Raw genomic sequence first — 17368 nt, forward strand, 5'->3', positions numbered from 1 at the left:
AAATTTATAATGATATAATTCCTTTAATTTTTTCAACTTTTTTATAATAACCAATCACTTCATCAGCATTTATTAGTTTTAAAACTATTGTAATACTGATATATTTGCCAGTTTTAGATTTCTTAGTTTTTATTACTGCTCCTTTATTATCAAAAATAGTTTGTACTTCATCTAACTGATTACCATCAGTAGGTACAATAAATTTGTACATATAATCAGCAGGAAATTTTGTTGTATCTTCTAATTGACCTTTTAATTTAGTATAAAAAGCATTTTTATCACTCATATTTATAATTGTATTTTACTAATAACAAATAGCAAGCACAAAATTACATTAAAATTTAGTTTTATAAAGCGAATGATTTATTTTTGTGGATCTCACTTAAATGCAAATTTCAAAAATAACAGATTTTTAATTTTATCAAAGTAAAAATCTCTATTTTAGATTTAAATTTTAATGAGAACATCATTATTATAGAATTTTTACAAATGAATTTAAAATTTCTATTGACTTTTAATAATTTATAAAATTAAATACTTGCAAAAAAATCAGCAAAAAATTGTTTTAATTGGTGGTCCAGGAACAGGAAAAACAACTGTTTTAAATGCTTTAAAAGAAAAAGGTTTTTTTTGTTTTGATGAAGTTTCTAGAGCTGTAACCTTAAAAGCACAAGAAAAAGGTATTGAACAATTATTTTTAACAGAACCACTTCTGTTTAGTAAAATGCTTTTAGAGGGCAGAGAAGAACAGTATTCTGATGCCTTAAATAGAAAAGAAAATTTAGTTTTTTTTGATAGAGGTATACCTGATGTTTACGCATATCTTAACTATTTTAAAACTGATTATCCTTCTTTTTTTATAGAAAAAAGTAAGGAATTTAAATATGATATCGTTTTTCATTTTTCTCCTTGGAAAGAGATTCATACTACAGACAACGAACGTTACGAATCTTTTGAAGAATCTATTGCTATTGATAAATTTTTAATTAAAGCTTACTCAGAATTGGGCTATAGAATTATAACTATCCCTTTTGGCCATGTAAATGAAAGAACCAATTATATTATAAATTCGCTTTCTTGCGATTTATGATTGCTGCTAAAAACATACTAAAACAATATTGGGGATATACAGCATTTAGAGAACCACAAGAAGACATAATAAATGCTGTTTTACAAAAAAAAGACGTAATTGTACTATTACCAACTGGAGGTGGAAAATCGATCTGTTTTCAAGTACCTGCTTTAATAAACGAAGGTGTTTGTTTGGTAATCTCTCCTTTAATTGCATTAATGCAAGATCAAGTAGAGAACCTAAAGAAAAGAGGTGTAAAAGCGACAACTATAAAATCTGGAGCATCACAAGATGAAATTATTACTCTTTTTGATAATATAAAATTTGGTAATTTTAAATTCTTATACATTTCTCCAGAAAGGCTACAAACCTCTTTAATTCAACAAAAAATTAAAGAACTTAAAATAAGTTTTGTTACTATTGATGAAGCTCATTGTATTTCTGAATGGGGACACGATTTTAGACCAACTTACAGAAATATTAAAGTACTAAAAGAACTAAAACCAGATATAAATTTTATTGCGCTCACAGCAACTGCCAATAAAAAAGTATTAGAAGATATTGCAAAAAATCTAGAATTAAAACAACCTCAACTTTTTAAAAAATCTTTTTTTAGAGAAAATTTAGCGTATCAAATTTTTGATATTGAAGATAAATTATTGAGGCTTATTCAGATTTTTACGAAGACAAAATCACCTGCAATTGTTTATGTAAATTCGAGAAAAAAAACCAAAGACATTGCCAACTTTTTAAATGCAAATAATTTTAAAAGTAGTTTTTATCATGGAGGATTATCTTTAGCAGAAAAACAAATTGCTTATGAAAATTGGATGTCTGAAAAGACAAAAATAATTGTTGCAACCAATGCATTTGGAATGGGAATTGACAAACCAAATGTTGGCATTGTTGTACATTTTGACTTACCTTTTTCTATAGAAAACTACATTCAAGAATCTGGAAGAGCAGGTAGAAATGAAAAAAAATCTTTTGCGGTTTTATTAAAAAATAATAGCGATATTTTAATTCATAAAAATCAACTTAAAAAAGAGCTACCATCTTTAGCAGAAGTAAAAGAAATTCACAGAAAATTATATCAATATTTTAGAATTGCAAAAGGCGAAATTTTAGAAGAAATGTTTCATTTTCAGATTTCTGAATTCTGTAAAACTTATAAATTTTCTCAAAAAAAAGTAACTTCAGTTTTAAAAATATTGTCAAATTATGGTATCTTAGAAATCTCAAATACGTTCAATCAAAAATCTACTGTAATTTTTAATTCAAGTAGTAAAAAGGTTATTTCTTACACTATAAACAATATCTATACTAAGAATTTTATAGACACATTTCTAAGAACTTACACAGGTTTATTTCAACAAGAAGTTAAAGTAGATGAATTTCTATTAGCAAAGAAAACAAATAGCACTTCTAGACAAGTAATTGCACATTTAGAACGTTTACAGCAAGACAATATCTTAACTTATAAGCGCGTAAAAACTGATGCTGAAATCCGTTTTTTAGTACCAAGAGAAGATGACAGAACTATAAATATATACTCTAAAGAAATAGTACAATTCTTAAAACAAAAACAAAAAAAATCTGATGATTTCTTAAACTATATTCAGAATAATAATACTTGTAGAAGCATTCAAATTTTAGATTATTTTGATGAAAAATCAACCAAAAAATGTGGAATTTGCGATGTTTGTTTATCAGAAAAAAAGACAAAAACTCAAGATATTTCTTCGAATATTTTATCGCTTTTAGCAAAAAAATCGAGTTTAACATCACAAGAAATAAATCAGAATTTACAAGCAAATGAAAAAGACATTTTAATACATTTGCGAATGTTATTATCTGAAAATAAAGTACAGATAAATCATCAAAATAAATACCATTTAAAATAAAATTTATGAAAGATTTACGTATCGTTTTTATGGGAACTCCAGATTTTGCAGTAACCATTTTAAAACATTTAGTAGATAATAATTACAATGTTGTTGGTGTAATTACTGCAACAGATAAACCTGCAGGAAGAGGAAGAAAATTAAATGAGTCTGCTGTAAAAAAATATGCATTATCTAAAGATTTAAAAATACTACAACCTAAAAATTTAAAAAACGAAGACTTTAATAAAGAACTAAAAAGTTTAAGCGCAGATTTGCAAATAGTAGTTGCTTTTAGAATGTTACCTAAAGCAGTTTGGCAAATGCCAAAAATGGGTACTTTTAATTTACACGCGTCCTTATTACCAGAATACAGAGGTGCTGCCCCAATTCATTGGGCAATTATTAATGGGGAAACAAAAACAGGTGTTACAACTTTTTTTATTGATGATAAAATTGACACAGGAGAAATCATTTTACAAGAAGAAATTAATGTTGATGACACAGAAACTGTAGGATCTTTACATGATAAATTAATGTTTTTAGGTGCAGATCTTGTTGCTAAAACTGTAGATTTAATTGAAAAAGGAAATATAAGCACTCAAAAACAACCTGAGTTAGAAGAAAAATCGGCTCCGAAACTAAACCCAGAAAACACAAAAATAGATTGGTCTGATTCTTTAGACAGTATATATAATAAAATTAGAGGCTTAAATCCTTTTCCTACAGCTTGGACTTTGATTAACAATGGAGATGATGAGATTTCTGCTAAAATTTACGCTATTGATAAAGTAGTAGAAATGCATAATTATGAATTTGGTAAGCTAGTTATTTCTAAAAAAGAAATTAAAGTAGCTGTTAAAAATGGATTTATCAATATTAAAGAAATTAAACTTGCAGGAAAGAAAAAAATGGATGCTACTAGCCTACTAAATGGCTTCAGTTTTGCTGAAAATGCAAAAATGCTCTAACTCCTTTACTGACAAGCTTTTTAACGATTTTTTACTTTTTCAACTTCCCTTATTAACAATTTGGGGCTATTTATCAACAAAATAGTGTTTTTTTTAGACACAAATTTGCGCAAACCCTTAATCCGTCTATATTTGTTAAGCTTTTTAGCAATAAAAAATATACAATTAATTTTAAAAATTTATTTATTATGAACAAGTCAGATTTAATCGACGCAATGGCTGCAGATGCAGGAATCTCTAAAGTAGCAGCTAAAGCAGCTTTAGAATCTTTTACAGATAATGTAACTTCTGCTTTAAAAGGTGGAGGAAAAGTAGCTTTAGTTGGTTTTGGAACTTTTTCTGTTTCTCACAGAGCTGCAAGATCAGGTAGAAATCCTCAAACAGGAAAAACTATTGAAATTGCTGCTAAAAATGTAGCAAAGTTTAAAGCAGGAGCTGGTTTAAGCGATGCTGTAAACTAAGAATTACAATATAATTTATAATAAAACTCTCTTTTTAAGAGAGTTTTTTTTATTCCTATATTTTACCTACTTTTACTTATGCCCTATTTAAAACCGCTTAAAGGAAGATTATTAATTGCTGAACCTTCTATTTTAAACGACAGCTCTTTTAACAGAGCTATCGTTTTAATTACTGAACATACAGATTATAATTCTGTAGGTTTTATTTTAAACAGACCTTTAGATTACACATTGCAAGATTTAATCCCTGAAATTGACTCTGACTTTACAATTTATCAAGGTGGACCTGTAGAACAAGATAATTTATACTTTGTACATAAAGTACCAGAATTAATACCAGAAAGCGTAGAAGTTGCAAATGGTATATATTGGGGTGGTAATTTTGACTCTTTAAAACAGTTATTAAACGATAATTTATTAGAAAAATCTGATATTAGATTCTTCTTAGGCTATTCTGGATGGGGTAAACATCAACTTAAGGATGAAATAAACATAAATTCTTGGTTTATTTCTGAAAATGATATTGATAATATTTTTTCTAAAAAAGGAGATTCTCTTTGGAGAAATAAAATTCTTCAAAAAGGTGGAGATTACAAACTTTGGGCAAATGCTCCTAGTGATATTCAATTAAATTAATTAGAAGTTACCTCTAATACTTTTAAGCTTTTACTTATTTTATTGGCAAAACCTACAGAAAACTGCTTCTTTTTATAGTTGGTTACTGGCTGAATACCCATAATAGCATTTGTAATGAAAACCTCATCTGCTTTTTGAATTTCGAAAGGAGAAATACTTGTTTCCTCTAAAGTATACTCTGTATTCTTTGCAATTAACTCAATAACCTTCATTCTTAAGATTCCTTTTACACATCCTTCTGATAGAGCTGGTGTTTTTATGGTATTTCCTTTTAAAATAAAAATATTAGCATTTGTTACCTCTACTACTCCTTTCTTTTCATTAATTAAAACACAATTATCTAATTCATTTTCATCAGCATAAATACTAGCTAGAGTATTTACCATTCTATTATTGGTTTTTATGGTAGATAACAAACCTGAATAATTATAAAAATCTTTAAAAACATCTACTTTATAGATTTCTTTAGTTTGATAGTTACTTTCTTTAACTTCAATTAAATAATTAATCTCATTAGTTTTTGGAGTATATAAACCACCATCTTTTCTAAAAACGCTTAAACGAACTCTAAATGTTGCTGCATTATCTTGCACTGCTACAGTTTTTAAAATTTCTTTTTGTAAAAACTCTAAAGTAAATTGCATTGGTATTTTCATACGCAGCATTCGCATAGAAGCCATTAATCTAAAATAATGATCTTCCCAAAAAACAACCTTATTGTTATTTACTTTTACGGTTTCAAAAATTGCATCACCATATTTAAAACCTCTATTATCAGAAGATAGTTTTACATTTTCACTAAAAAGTAATTCACCATTAAAATTAATCATCTACAGTTATTTTTTGTGAATGCAAAATTAGTGTTTTTTGTTAGATTTAAAGCACAAAAAAACCCAACCTTAAAGTTGAGTTTTTAAATTATATAAATTTATATTTAAGCTCCAATTGTATGTTTTAACTCATCTATTTGATTTTCCCAAAGTTGCTTAGATTCTTCAACTTCGTCTTCGTCTTCTGCAAAATCAGTTATAATCAGTGATACATCTTTTGTTAGAGCATCAACTTGAATCTTTATTTCAAAAAAACTTTCATCATCTTCGCTTTCTAACCATTTAAAGCGAATTCTTTCGTCAGATTTTTTTGTAACAAGTTCTGCTACCTCTTCTGTTCCATCCCAACTAAAAGTAAAAATTTTACCTCTAGAATTTACACTATCTGCAAACCATTCTTGCAAATTAGAAGGTGATGATATGTATTGATACAACATATTTGGGGAGGCATGAACTGGTATTTCCAATTCGAATTTAACTTTATCCATTTAATTTAACTTTAGATGACAAGATAGGTATTAATTCTATTTAAAAAAAATTTTAAACACAACTTGCCAGAATGTAAAAATCTATTATATTTGCACCCTCAAATATAAATGGCGAGGTAGCTCAGTTGGTTAGAGCGCAGGATTCATAACCCTGAGGTCACGGGTTCAAATCCCGTTTTCGCTACAAATTTTAAATCATTTAAAAACAACAGTTTAGATCTCTAAACTGTTTTTTTATGCCTTCAATTTACGAGTACATTACCCTAAAAGTGAAAAATGAACACGATTTGGAACACGATTTGGAACACGATTCACAAATTTTACCCCTATTTTCTACACCCAAAATTTACATCGCAAAAGGAGATCTATCAAAGCGTTGGTATGTTTATTATTCTTATCGAAATCCGAAAACGGGAAAATTGGAACGTATGACAAATCTATATGGACGAGTAAACCAATACAAAACCAAAGAAGATAGAATAAGCATATTATCCTATTACAAAAAACATTTGTTGATATTATTAAAAAAAGGGTTCAACCCCTTTACAGACAATAGCCAATTTTATCAGGAATTGAAAAAACCTACTCTTAAAAAAAAGAAAGAAAACCAAAAAAAAGAAAAAATTCTTTTATCCGAAATTAATAATACTATAAAGACCACTATTAAAGAAGCTATAAGTGAAAACGCACCTACTTCATCATTGATCAAAATATCTACAAATAGTAAATCAACAAAAAAGGATTTAAAAAGAACAAAAACAGTGATTTCTAAAGAACAACAAAGCACATCCCACAAAAAACAAGAGGATATGTCTTTTACAAAAGCTTTTGATCTTGCTTTAAGCTTAAAGGAAAAAGCAGTGAGTACAAGTACAATCAAAGATTATAGAAGAAAAGTAAAATTATTTGTTGCTTGGATGAAAGAAAACCATCCTACCAAAAAAAATATAAGGAAAATTTCTAGAAAAGATTTATTAGACTACTTCAATGAAATTGTTTTAAAAACTAGTGCAAGAAACCGCAACAATTATAGAACAGAATTAGGGAGCATCTTTCAAGTATTAAAAAATAACGAATTAATTGATGAAAACTATATTCACTCGATTCCTGTTTTAAAAACCAAACCTGAGCGTAACAAGACTTATACATTAAAAGAACAACAAAATATATTTAAGTATTTAGAAAAAGAAGATCAAATTTTATTACTGTTCATAAAATTTGTTTCCTATGGGTTTATAAGACCCATTGAAGTTTGTAGATTGAGAATTAAAGACATAAACTTACAAAGTAAGACTGTTCAATTCAAAGCAAAAAACAGTCCTTTAAAAACCAAAATCATTCCTAATATTCTATTTATTGAGTTACCAGATTTATCCAAGTTAGATAAAGAATCCTATTTATTTACTCCTGATAAAATAGGTGGATTCTGGAATGCCAATGAAACCAATAGAAGAGATCATTTTTCTAAACGCTTTAGAAGCGTTGTAAAAGACCATTTTAAATTAAGTCAAGATTATGGAGTATATAGCTTTAGACATACATTTATTTCAAAACTGTATAGAAAATTACGAGAAAAGAACTCTCCTTTTGAAGCGAAAAGTAATTTAATGCTAATTACTGGTCATAGCTCAATGAGTTCTTTAGAAAAATATTTACGAGAAATTGATGCTGAGCTACCAGAAGATTACTCTAAATTATTTAGGTAAAATACGGATAATAAAAAATATCTATGACCTCATACCAGTTGAGAAATATATCATTCTATCTTAAACTATCGTTATATTATTTAACTTAGCTTTAAGGAGTTTTGTGTTTTATGAAAATAATAGCAAAGATTGCTTTTTATAGTTGTGTTTGAGTTTTCCAAAATACAAGTTTTAAAATGTAAGTACCTCTAGAATATTAAAACGCTAAACTTGTATTGGAGAGCGGAACAACACAAAAGACAGAGGCTTTTTTTAAAAATACTACTGAAAATAATAAACGTGTTTTTAAAATAAACTGGATTTTGTGTTGTGGGGAGTTTATAAGAACTACTTACCCTTTTATTAGGGTTTCTTAGAATAAAGTTGGTTGTGTAAAATCTAATTGGGTCGTAGTGAAATTATATTGAGGAGCTACTTCTTCATTATTTAACCAACGTTGCATATCGCTTTCTGTTTTTAAACTAAATGGCATTCTTAATTTTGTATTGTGAATTTCTCGCATTACTCCTTTTGCTTCCGTAGTTATGATTGTATAGGTATTGTTTGTATATAATCCTGCAAAAGCAAATAATTGGTTGTTAAATCCTATTTCAAATTTTATCTTTTCTTTACCTCGATGCTGCCATTCATAGAAACCATTGACGATTACAATACATCTGTTTTCGGTGTATTGCTTAAAAGCTGGTTTTTCATTAACGGTTTCCATTCGCGCATTTAAGGTGTAATTTTTTTGCCAATTTACTCCTGCCCAATCTGGAACTAATCCCCAATTATATATTAGTATGTGACTTGGATCTGCATTCGTAATTATTGGTGTTTTAGGGTAATTGAAGCCGTTGATATGATTGCTTGGTTTGGCAACTACACCCTCTACAAATTTCGCTTTGAATTTTTGTTCTACTTCCTTTATTGTTTTATTTTGTTTGGTGTGGTAACACATGTGTTGTTGAATAAAATTTAAGCTATAATTACTTCGTCTATTACTCTTTAAAATTACTGATTTTTTATTTAATTATATTTGGTTTTGATTCCTGATTCTAGTTTAACTAAGAATCTTAACTATAACTTTAAGCGGTCTAAATTATTTTCAATTCCTACAAGAAATGAAATAGACTGCGCTTGTTAGCTTAAAAAAAATAAATATATTTTATTTTACCTTAATACTTGAACAGACATTGTTTTTACAGATTCTTTGTTTATATAATACACGTCTGCTGGTTCTATAACTTTTTACGAATTTATATTTTAATTTAGAACCATACCCTTAAAAACCAATGCAACGGAAAACTCTCTATTTATGTTTTTAAAAAAATTAGTAAATTATAAAAATAGCCTTTATATTTAGCAAAAAAAATGTTTTACACAATTGTTGGCTGGCTTGGCGTTGTAATTTTTATTGTGGCTTATTTATTATTAAGTCTTGAGGTATTAAGTGCCAAAAAAACTACTTATCATTGGCTAAATGCTTTTGGTGCAATTTGTTTGGTATGTAATGCTTTGGGTATAAAGGACTATCCCTCATTCACGGTAAATGCTGTATGGGGAATTATAGCACTTTTTACCACAATTAAATTAAAAATAAATCAATCCAAATCAGCAAAATCTAGCAAACCTAAAGCGTGATTTATAAACAACTCTGCTTCTTTATCATAAGTTTCCTTATTATTTATATGCGCTCCTAATTGAAAATAAGCACCATCAATCATTGCATATAAAATATTTGAAGTTAGTACTACATCCGAATTATAAATGATGTCTTTTTCTTTACAATTCTGTAAAATAGTAGCAATTCCGTTTCTTAATGTTTTTAAAAATTCGCTATAAAGTGCACTTACTTGATCATTTTGATAAATTAAAGCATAAAAGCTATAAAAAACTCCATCATCTATATATAGATTCCATTCTCTAGAAAACAAAGAGCTAATGTATGCTACCAATTCCTTTTTGGTGCTAATATTTAAATACTTTTCGGCAACCACAAAGTTTAAATAGCGCTCTAAAATCTGCTCATAAAGTGCAAATATTAAGCTCTCTTTAGTAGCAAAGTAATGCATAATTAAGCCTTTACTAATACCCATTTTATCTGCCACTTTTGCTATGGATGCATTTTCTAGGCCTACTTTTTTAGCTACTTCGTAAAAAGCTATAGTTATTTCTTTCTGTCTCTGATTGGTTAAATTAATTCTTCCCATGTTTGCAATTATGAAACGAAAATAGGTATTCTTAAAGAATAATTTTATCGAATTTAAACTAAAAAAATCACTTAACTTTTACTTAAACTTAAATTATCATTTTTTTAATTGAATAAGTGTTCAATTTATTTTTTACCTCTTTAATTAATATTAGTATCAATTTGCCATAAAAACATCATTACTCCTATTAATTATTAACTATAATTTAATGTCTTTATTCATGTTTATTATTGATGCTACCTCATAGAAATTATCCTTAGTAACAGTTTATTCACACTTCTAAAAATCTGGTAACAAACCCTTAAAGTTTAGTTAAATATTTATTAATTGAACAGTTGGTCAATCTATATTTTACTGCATTACATTTACCGTAAAAATATAGATCATGAAACTACTTTACTACACTTTTTTACTATTTCCGTTTATTTTATTCGCTCAAAATCCTGACTCAAACCGCTCCAAAAAGGTGGTTTTTATTATTGTTGATGGTATTTCATACGATCAATTACAAACTGCTTCAACACCTAATATAGATCGTATTAGTAAGGCAGGTAACCTAACAGAAGCTTATGTTGGGGGCATTGCTGAAGACTATAGAAAAACACCAACAATTTCTGCAGTAGGTTACAATAGTTTGCTAACAGGTACTTGGGCCAATAAACATAATGTATATGGCAACTCAATAAAAAAACCAAATTATAGCTATCCAAGTATTTTTAGATTGTATAAAGATTATAACCCAAAAGGCACTATTGGTGTTTTTTCTTCTTGGTTAGATAATAGAACAAAATTAGTGGGCGATGGTCTTGACGCAACAGATCGTATAAGAGTAGATTATTCTTATGATGGTTTAGAATACGATTCTATCAATTATCCTCATGATAAGTATAGAAACTTTATGAAGTTGATCGATGTTCATGTGGCAAAAGAAGCTTCTAAAACTATTTTAGAAAAAGCGCCAGATATTTCTTGGGTTTACCTTGAATATTCAGATGATATTGGCCATGGATATGGAGATGGACCTTATTTTAATGCAGCAGTTACTTTTGAGGATGGTTTAATAGGACAAATTTATGATGCAGTTGCTCAACGTCAAAAAAACACTAATGAAGATTGGCTATTTGTTGTAACCACAGACCATGGTAGAAGTGCTAAAGACGGTAAACATCATGGAGGTCAAAGTGCAAGAGAACGCAGCACTTGGATTCTTACCAATAAAAATAACACCAATTCTTATTTTAAAAATGAAACTCCTGCTATTGTAGATATTTACCCAACAATCACAGATTTTTTAGAGATAAACGTACCTAAAAACATTAAAAGAGAACTTGATGGTGTTTCGTTATTGAAACCTATATCTGCTGTAAACCTTAGTGCAAAAATTAAAAAAGACACCATTTCTGTTACTTGGAAAGCCTTAGAAAACCAACAAGAAAAAGCCAAAATTTATATCAGTACTACCAATTTAGCTGCTACTAAAGGGACAGATTCTTATACTTATTTGGGAGAAGTAGAACTAGCAAAAGAAAGTTACAAAACTGCTATAAAAGGTATTGAATCAAACTTTTATAAGGTAGTTCTAGAAACCAAAACCACCACTTTAAATTACTGGATCAACAAATAAATTACTAAAACAACTATAACCTAATTATGAAAAAACATCAATTATTATTGTTATTCTTAATCATTAGCTCCTTCGGATTTTCGCAGCAACGAATTTCTGGACGTGTTACTGATAATGCTAACGAACCTATACCAGGTGTTTCTGTTACTGTACTAGGTACATTAACAGGAGTTATTACAGATTTTGACGGTAAATATGAAATTAATGCTGAAGCAACACAGGAACTTAAATTTAGTTATTTAGGTTTTGTTACCCAAACGATTCTTATTGGTAATCGAGATATAATCAACATTACACTCCAAGAAGATTTACAGTCTTTAGACGAAGTTGTTATTGTTGGGTTTGGTAAACAAAAGAAAATCAATTTATCAGGAGCTGTAAATTCAGTTTCTGTAGCACAATTGTCTACACGACCTGTAAGCAACATTACTCAAGGTATGCAAGGAGTTTCACCTGGTCTTAATATTGATTTTACAAATGGAGCTCCAGGATCTAATCCAAAAATAAATGTGCGTGGTTTTACCTCTATTAATGGTGGTGAACCTTTAATTCTTATCGATAATATTCCTTCGGATGTTTCTTACTTAAATCAAATTGCACCAGAAGATATCGAAAATATATCTGTACTTAAAGATGCTGCCTCTTCTGCTATATATGGGTCTAGAGCTGCGTTTGGTGTAGTATTGGTAACCACCAGAAATGGCTCTAAGGGTAAAACTAAAATCACTTATAATAATTATATGAGTGTAGGTACACCCACTGTTTTACCTCAAAAAACTAGCGATCCATATATATACATGCGTTTGCAAAAAACCTTTTCTGGTAACACGCCTTGGGATAATCAATTCTTTACAGACGACCAATGGCAATGGGCAAAAGAACGAAGCAACAATCCTAACGAAACTGTAGGTGTAAGAGCAAATAGCACAACTGGCATGTGGGAATATATGGGAAATAAAGATTGGTCTGAATACTTTTTATCAAACACTACTTTTTCATCAAATCACAATTTTAGTATTAGCGGAGGAAATGAAAAACTAAACTATTTTGTTTCAGCTTCTACCAATAAAGATAATGGAGCCTTACAATTAGCCGAAGATTATTTTACAAGAACTGGTTTAAGAGCCAAATTAAATACATCTATAAATGATTGGTTAAGCTTTGGTAATAATACCTCATTTATTATGGGTACTCGTAAAAATCCATCTTATTTTGATATTACAAGTATTTATAATTTTAATACTTATGAGTACAACGAAAATCCTGATGGAACTTGGGCAAATACAGGTGTAGGTAGAATGGCTGCTCAATTAGTTGATGGAGGTGATGAAAAAGACGTAACCAGTACTTTTAGAACTAATTTTACAGCCCAAGCTTGGTTGGTAAAAGATGTTTTTAAAATTAATGCAGAGTTTACTTATGAACAAGAAAACCAAAATTATGATGCTAATTATACCAAGTATAAAATTGGGTTTGCAGAAAACGATATTAGAGAAGAAGGTGTAAACCAAGTTTGGAAAGGATTTGGAGAAAGAAAATATAGTGTATTAAATGTTTTTGGAACTTTTACCAAAACCATAAATGATAATCATGATATTACCCTTTTAGGAGGATACAATCAAGAAGATCTAAGAAATGAATATACTTATTTAAATAGAGATGGTGTAATTTCTGCTTCATTACCAACCATTCAATTGGCTACAGGAAATATTGAAGCTTCTCAAAGTATTTACAGTTGGGCTGTTAGAGGTTTGTTTTACAGAGCCAATTATATCTACAAAAATCGTTATATCTTAGAATTAAACGGACGTTATGATGGTTCTTCTAAATTTCCTAAAGACAAAAGATTTGGATTTTTCCCTTCAGTTTCTGCAGCATGGAATATCTCTAAAGAAAGCTTTATGGATAAAGTAAGCCCTACACTTAGTCTTTTAAAATTCAGAGGTTCTTATGGTACTTTAGGAAACCAAGATGTAAATCCATTTGATTATATTCCTTTTATGTCTGCTACTAATGGTGGTTATATCGTAAATGGTGAATTACCGTTAATGATCAATTCACCATCATTGGTTTCTGATAATTATACTTGGGAGAAAGTAACCACTCGTAACTTTGGTGTAGATCTTGGATTTTTAAACAATCAAATTAAAGCTACTTTCGATATTTATAGAAGAGACACTAAAGATATGCTAACTTTAGGTAAAGAGTTACCTGGCGTAATTGGTGCTAATGAGCCGTTAGAAAATGCAGCAAATTTAAAAACCAATGGTTGGGAACTTTCTATTGCATATCAAAATAGTTTTGGATCTGAAAAACCTTTGGGAGTAAGTGCCCGATTTATTTTAAGTGATAGCCGTTCTTATATTACAAGTTTTGATAACCCTAATAATAGTCTTACACAATTTAGAGAAGGTATGGAACTTGGTGAAATCTGGGGACTAACTTCTGATGGTCTTTTTGAATCTCAGGATGAAATAGACGCCTTAGACCAAACCTCATTAATACCTTGGGGTGCATTAACCATTGTAGAAGGTTGGCCAAAATATAAAGATTTAGATGGTAATGGTGTTATAGAATTAGGTACTAGTGCAGACGATCCTAAAGACGCTAGTGTAATTGGTAATATGATGCCAAGATTTCGTCTTGGTTTTAACTTAAATTTAGATTGGAATAATTTTGATCTTGGCCTATTTCTACAAGGTGTTGGCAAAAGAGATTACTATCCAAAAGATTACTTATACTGGGGCTTTTATCAACAACCTTATGCTGGTGGTTATGCTCACTTAAATGACTATTATAGAGCTACAGATGATTCTCCAGAACTTATGGCACAGCATTCACAAGCGTATATAGATGCAGGTTTGGCTCATGCAAATACAGATGCCAATTACCCAGTAGCGCAAGCCTGGTTAGCTGACCGAAATTTAGGAGAACGTATAGACCAAGCAAAAGGTTTAGCAATACCACAATCTAAATATTTATTAAGCGGTGCTTATCTTAGATTAAAGAATATCACCTTTGGTTATACTTTACCTAACACGTTTACTAATCGAATCGGGATTTCTTCTCTTAGAATTTATTTTAGTGGTGATAATCTTTTTGAATGGTCTGAAGTGGCTGACTTTTTTGATCCTGAATCTATTTCGGATATCGATAATCGATTAAACCCTGGTTATAGCCCTGGACGTACAGAAACAAGTGGATATCAATACCCTTATCAACGTAAATATGCATTGGGTATCAATGTTAGTTTTTAAAAAAAAAAAAATGAAAGACATAAAAAAATATTTTAAAAAAGCATTACTGTTATTTGGTATTTTGTGCCTAGCTGCATGTAATGATGACTATTTAGAAAAATTTCCTGAAACAGAAATTGGAGCAGAAAACTTTTTTAATACTGAAGACGATTTAATAACATACGTTTACAGTATGTACAACTTTCCTGGAAATGGTATTTATACGGCTGATGAAGCTACAGATAATATGAACACCACTGGTAACCGTGAAATAAAAACGATTATGACAACCGAAGCAAACGCTACCAACATTACCAGTGGTTGGGTTTGGAGTGATTTAAGAAATATCAATTTCTTTTTAGAACATGTAGATAAAGCAGAAGTTACCGAAGATGTTCGTAATCACTATATAGGAATTGCTCGTTTTTTTAGAGCTAATTTTTATATGGAAAAAGTAAAAAGATACTCAAATGTACCATGGTATGATTATGTTTTAGGTACTTCTGATGAAGATTTGTACAAACCAAGTGATTCTAGAGAAGTTGTCATCAATCATATTTTTGAAGATTATCAGTTTGCTTTAAACAATGTAAAAGAAAGTGTTAATATAGGAACTGTAAATAAATGGGTAGTTGCTGCTTATTATAGTAGAAATGCTTTACACGAAGGTACCTTTAGAAAATATCACTACGAATTAGGTTTAACTTCTACAAGCAACACTTATTTGCAACTTGCAGAAAACGTTTCTAAAGAAATTATAGACAGTGATGCTTATTCTATCTACAATACTGGTAACCCTTCTCAAGATTACCATATGCTTTTCGAAAGTCAGGATTTAACTTCTAATCCAGAAATTATTTTTTCTAATACTTTTGAAACTGATATTAAAGATGGCGCAGATCCACAATATTTATTTGGTAGTTATGAATCAGGACCTGCAAAAGATTTAGTAGAAGCTTATTTAATGAGTGATGGATCGTATTTTAGCTCTAAGAGCAACGTAAACACACTTTCTTTTGTAGAAGAGTTTACAAATCGTGATGCTCGCTTATCACAAACTTATGCTTTTCCTGGTTGGCAATTGTATTATACTTCTACCTATAGCCCAGGTAATACCAATTATGTACAAGAACTTAAAAAGAATTTTACTGGATATCATCAAATTAAAGGCTTTATTAATGACCCTTCTTACGCGGTACGCGCTGCTGTAGATATTCCTGTATTAAGATATGCAGAAGTGCTTTTAAATTACGCAGAAGCAAAAGCTGAATTAGGTAATTTAACTCAAGGAGATTTAGACATATCTATTAATGAATTAAGAAAACGAGCAGGAATGCCAAATTTATTATTAAATGTAAGTGTAGACCCAGTACAATCTGCAAAATATCCAAATGTAACTAGTCCAATTCTTTTAGAAATTAGAAGAGAGCGCAGAGTAGAAATGGCTTTAGAAGGACGTCGTTTAGATGACCTAAATCGTTGGGCTGCTGGTAAATTAATGGAAAAAGAACCTAAAGGAATGTATTTTTCAGGATTAGGAAAACATGATCTTACTGGAGATGGAATTGAAGATATTGTACTTTTAGCAGAATCTGATGCTATACCAAACCCAAAAGAAACGAACAGTCTGGGAGTAGAATTAGTGTATTATAAAGTTGGTAATGTAGGTAATATTAGTGTAAATGTATATTTGAGTAATGGTACTAGTGGTAACATTGTAGCAAATCCAGAACGTGGTGTTTTTACAGAACCAAGAGACTATTATAGGCCAATACCGGCTTCGGAAACCATACTTAACCCTAATTTAGAACAGGTGTTTGGTTGGTAATTAATTGTTTATTTAATTAGAATACTAGACTCTATACTTATTTGTTCATTTTAAATGAGCTGTAAAGTATAGAGTCTTTTTTTTTGATACACTTTAAGGTTTAGACCTGACACTAGGACTTAGGTATCTTTTTCACCCTTGTTCTTTTTCATTTATAAGACCTTTCGACTGAGCTCAAGGTGACATTTGAGAGGGTATTAGAGTTTGGTTAGAGGTTTTTATCTTACCTATTTTTTTACTCATTGTTTTTTTCCATTGATGAATACTGAATCTAGTTCAACTCTGTTTTAAAATTATAGTTGCGATTTTTTTAATCTTTACTTTTTTCCATTGATGAAAAAAGTAACAAAAAAATCTAGACTTATTTTAATTTTCTTGAATTCTATATTGTCTTCCACTCACGCACCCAGACCACTGCGTTCTTTGGGCGCATACCGTTAC

The 17368-nt window shown here is 29.6% G+C and carries 15 protein-coding genes and 1 tRNA gene; 11 read left to right on the top strand and 5 right to left on the bottom strand.

Going from position 1 to position 17368, the window contains the following annotated elements:
* Positions 1-4: 4 nt before the first annotated feature.
* On the bottom strand, positions 5-286 hold the full coding sequence (locus KO506_RS12580) for a DUF493 family protein (RefSeq protein WP_215995273.1): 282 nt from the start codon (positions 284-286) through the stop codon (positions 5-7).
* 252 nt (positions 287-538) lie between these two features.
* Here KO506_RS12580 and KO506_RS12585 point away from each other — a divergent pair, with 252 nt between their 5' ends.
* The 5 genes from KO506_RS12585 to KO506_RS12605 all read left to right on the top strand — a co-directional run bounded on the left by KO506_RS12585 (position 539) and on the right by KO506_RS12605 (position 5023).
* A complete protein-coding gene (locus KO506_RS12585; protein ID WP_215995274.1) occupies positions 539-1090 on the top strand; it encodes an AAA family ATPase in 552 nt (183 codons plus the stop codon).
* On the top strand, positions 1087-2976 hold the full coding sequence (locus KO506_RS12590) for a RecQ family ATP-dependent DNA helicase (RefSeq protein WP_215995312.1): 1890 nt from the start codon (positions 1087-1089) through the stop codon (positions 2974-2976). Before KO506_RS12585 ends, KO506_RS12590 begins: the two co-directional genes overlap by 4 nt.
* A gap of 5 nt (positions 2977-2981) precedes the next feature.
* Positions 2982-3926 carry a methionyl-tRNA formyltransferase gene (gene fmt / locus KO506_RS12595; protein WP_215995275.1) on the top strand — a complete coding sequence of 315 codons (945 nt, stop codon included), beginning with the start codon at positions 2982-2984 and terminating at the stop codon, positions 3924-3926.
* A gap of 164 nt (positions 3927-4090) precedes the next feature.
* The gene (locus tag KO506_RS12600; RefSeq protein ID WP_303436773.1) at positions 4091-4387 is read left to right on the top strand and encodes an HU family DNA-binding protein; all 297 of its coding nucleotides are present in this window, start codon (positions 4091-4093) and stop codon (positions 4385-4387) included.
* A 78-nt stretch (positions 4388-4465) separates the two neighbouring features.
* On the top strand, positions 4466-5023 hold the full coding sequence (locus KO506_RS12605; protein WP_215995276.1) for a YqgE/AlgH family protein: 558 nt from the start codon (positions 4466-4468) through the stop codon (positions 5021-5023).
* Here KO506_RS12605 and KO506_RS12610 read toward each other — a convergent pair.
* Entirely contained in the window at positions 5020-5853 is an 834-nt protein-coding gene (locus KO506_RS12610; RefSeq protein WP_215995277.1) for an aminotransferase class IV, read from the bottom strand. The genes KO506_RS12605 and KO506_RS12610 overlap by 4 nt on opposite strands.
* A gap of 104 nt (positions 5854-5957) precedes the next feature.
* On the bottom strand, positions 5958-6341 hold the full coding sequence (locus tag KO506_RS12615) for an START-like domain-containing protein (protein ID WP_215995278.1): 384 nt from the start codon (positions 6339-6341) through the stop codon (positions 5958-5960).
* A gap of 110 nt (positions 6342-6451) precedes the next feature.
* On the opposite strand from KO506_RS12615, the gene KO506_RS12620 reads away from it, so the two are divergent.
* Positions 6452-6525: transfer RNA gene (locus tag KO506_RS12620), tRNA-Met, on the top strand.
* 85 nt (positions 6526-6610) lie between these two features.
* Positions 6611-8047, top strand: a complete 1437-nt coding sequence (locus KO506_RS12625; RefSeq protein ID WP_215995279.1) for a tyrosine-type recombinase/integrase — start codon at positions 6611-6613, stop codon at positions 8045-8047.
* 352 nt (positions 8048-8399) lie between these two features.
* Here KO506_RS12625 and KO506_RS12630 read toward each other — a convergent pair whose 3' ends face one another.
* Positions 8400-8987 carry an SOS response-associated peptidase gene (locus KO506_RS12630; protein ID WP_215995280.1) on the bottom strand — a complete coding sequence of 196 codons (588 nt, stop codon included), beginning with the start codon at positions 8985-8987 and terminating at the stop codon, positions 8400-8402.
* Between the two features lie 413 nt (positions 8988-9400).
* On the opposite strand from KO506_RS12630, the gene KO506_RS12635 reads away from it, so the two are divergent.
* Complete coding sequence (locus KO506_RS12635) at positions 9401-9670, top strand: CBU_0592 family membrane protein (protein WP_215995281.1); 270 nt, start codon at positions 9401-9403, stop codon at positions 9668-9670.
* Here the strand turns inward: KO506_RS12635 and KO506_RS12640 are convergent.
* Positions 9631-10239: a TetR family transcriptional regulator gene (locus KO506_RS12640; RefSeq protein WP_215995282.1), complete on the bottom strand. Its 609-nt coding sequence runs from the start codon at positions 10237-10239 to the stop codon at positions 9631-9633. The two genes, KO506_RS12635 and KO506_RS12640, sit on opposite strands and share 40 nt — an antisense overlap.
* A 385-nt stretch (positions 10240-10624) precedes the next feature.
* Here KO506_RS12640 and KO506_RS12645 point away from each other — a divergent pair, with 385 nt between their 5' ends.
* The 3 genes from KO506_RS12645 to KO506_RS12655 are packed head-to-tail and all read left to right on the top strand — an operon-like array spanning position 10625 to position 16927.
* On the top strand, positions 10625-11863 hold the full coding sequence (locus KO506_RS12645; RefSeq protein ID WP_215995283.1) for an alkaline phosphatase family protein: 1239 nt from the start codon (positions 10625-10627) through the stop codon (positions 11861-11863).
* Positions 11864-11889: 26 nt separating this feature from the next.
* Positions 11890-15120: a SusC/RagA family TonB-linked outer membrane protein gene (locus KO506_RS12650; protein ID WP_215995284.1), complete on the top strand. Its 3231-nt coding sequence runs from the start codon at positions 11890-11892 to the stop codon at positions 15118-15120.
* A 10-nt stretch (positions 15121-15130) separates the two neighbouring features.
* Positions 15131-16927, top strand: a complete 1797-nt coding sequence (locus KO506_RS12655) for a RagB/SusD family nutrient uptake outer membrane protein (RefSeq protein ID WP_252726861.1) — start codon at positions 15131-15133, stop codon at positions 16925-16927.
* Positions 16928-17368: the final 441 nt, after the last annotated feature.

It is taken from the genome of Polaribacter vadi (assembly GCF_018861005.1).
In the GTDB taxonomy this organism is placed as follows: domain Bacteria; phylum Bacteroidota; class Bacteroidia; order Flavobacteriales; family Flavobacteriaceae; genus Polaribacter; species Polaribacter vadi_A.

Excerpts from the sequence above, each read along its gene's own strand:
- KO506_RS12580 (WP_215995273.1), bottom strand. The coding sequence starts at position 286 with ATGAGTGATAAAAATGCTTTTTATACTAAATTAAAAGGTCAATTAGAA.
- KO506_RS12590 (WP_215995312.1), top strand. The coding sequence starts at position 1,087 with ATGATTGCTGCTAAAAACATACTAAAACAATATTGGGGATATACAGCA.
- fmt (WP_215995275.1), top strand. The coding sequence starts at position 2,982 with ATGAAAGATTTACGTATCGTTTTTATGGGAACTCCAGATTTTGCAGTA.
- KO506_RS12605 (WP_215995276.1), top strand. The coding sequence starts at position 4,466 with ATGCCCTATTTAAAACCGCTTAAAGGAAGATTATTAATTGCTGAACCT.
- KO506_RS12610 (WP_215995277.1), bottom strand. The coding sequence starts at position 5,853 with ATGATTAATTTTAATGGTGAATTACTTTTTAGTGAAAATGTAAAACTA.
- KO506_RS12615 (WP_215995278.1), bottom strand. The coding sequence starts at position 6,341 with ATGGATAAAGTTAAATTCGAATTGGAAATACCAGTTCATGCCTCCCCA.
- KO506_RS12630 (WP_215995280.1), bottom strand. The coding sequence starts at position 8,987 with ATGTGTTACCACACCAAACAAAATAAAACAATAAAGGAAGTAGAACAA.
- KO506_RS12635 (WP_215995281.1), top strand. The coding sequence starts at position 9,401 with ATGTTTTACACAATTGTTGGCTGGCTTGGCGTTGTAATTTTTATTGTG.
- KO506_RS12640 (WP_215995282.1), bottom strand. The coding sequence starts at position 10,239 with ATGGGAAGAATTAATTTAACCAATCAGAGACAGAAAGAAATAACTATA.
- KO506_RS12645 (WP_215995283.1), top strand. The coding sequence starts at position 10,625 with ATGAAACTACTTTACTACACTTTTTTACTATTTCCGTTTATTTTATTC.
- KO506_RS12650 (WP_215995284.1), top strand. The coding sequence starts at position 11,890 with ATGAAAAAACATCAATTATTATTGTTATTCTTAATCATTAGCTCCTTC.
- KO506_RS12655 (WP_252726861.1), top strand. The coding sequence starts at position 15,131 with ATGAAAGACATAAAAAAATATTTTAAAAAAGCATTACTGTTATTTGGT.